Genomic DNA, 793 nt, shown 5'->3' on the forward strand with positions numbered 1-793 from the left:
TGCTGGGCGGCGGCAAGGCCCTGCTGCTGTCGGCCCTGGTCGGGCGCATGTACTATCTTCAGGTGATCGAGGCCGACAAGTACCGCACGCTGGCCGAAGAGAACCGCATCAACTTGAAGCTGCTGCCGCCGTTGCGTGGCGACATCGTCGATCGGCGCGGCGTTCCCATCGCCGACAACCGGCAGAATTACCGTGTCGTCCTGGTCCGCGAGCAGGCAGGCAACGTCGAACAGACGCTGGACCGTCTGGGCCAAGTGGTTCCCGTCACCGACAACGACAAGCGGCGCATCCTGCGCGAGGTGCGGCGCAAGCGCAGCTTCGTGCCGGTGACCGTGCGCGAAAACCTGACCTGGGAGGAAGTGGCGCGCATCGAGGTCAACGCGCCGGACCTGCCGGGCATTTCCATCGACGAGGGCCAGAGCCGCCATTACCCCTTCCCCGAGGCGACCGCGCACATCCTGGGCTATGTCGCCGCCGTCGCCGAGGACGATCTGAATGGCGATCCCCTCTTAGAACTTCCGGGATTCCGCATCGGCAAGGCGGGGGTCGAGCGCGTGTACGACCTGCCGCTGCGCGGGACCAGCGGCAACAGCCAGATCGAGGTCAACGCCTTCGGCCGCGTCATCCGCGAGCTGTCCCGGACCGAGGGGCAGCCCGGCAGCGAATTGACGCTGACCATCGATCTGGAGCTTCAGGAGCTGGTGGCCCGCCGGCTGGGCCAGGTGAGCGCCTCCGTCGTCGTGCTGGACGTCAGGACCGGCGAGGTGCTGGCCATGGTCTCGGTGCCCGGCTT

General features: G+C 67.3%; 1 pseudogene. It reads left to right on the plus strand.

Annotation, left to right across the window (positions count from 1 at the left end):
• Window positions 1–2: 2 nt before the first annotated feature.
• Window positions 3–793 (plus strand): annotated as a pseudogene (locus ODR01_RS25215) (penicillin-binding protein 2); the annotation flags it as partial.

It is taken from the genome of Shumkonia mesophila (assembly GCF_026163695.1).
GTDB classification, from domain to species: domain Bacteria; phylum Pseudomonadota; class Alphaproteobacteria; order Rhodospirillales; family Shumkoniaceae; genus Shumkonia; species Shumkonia mesophila.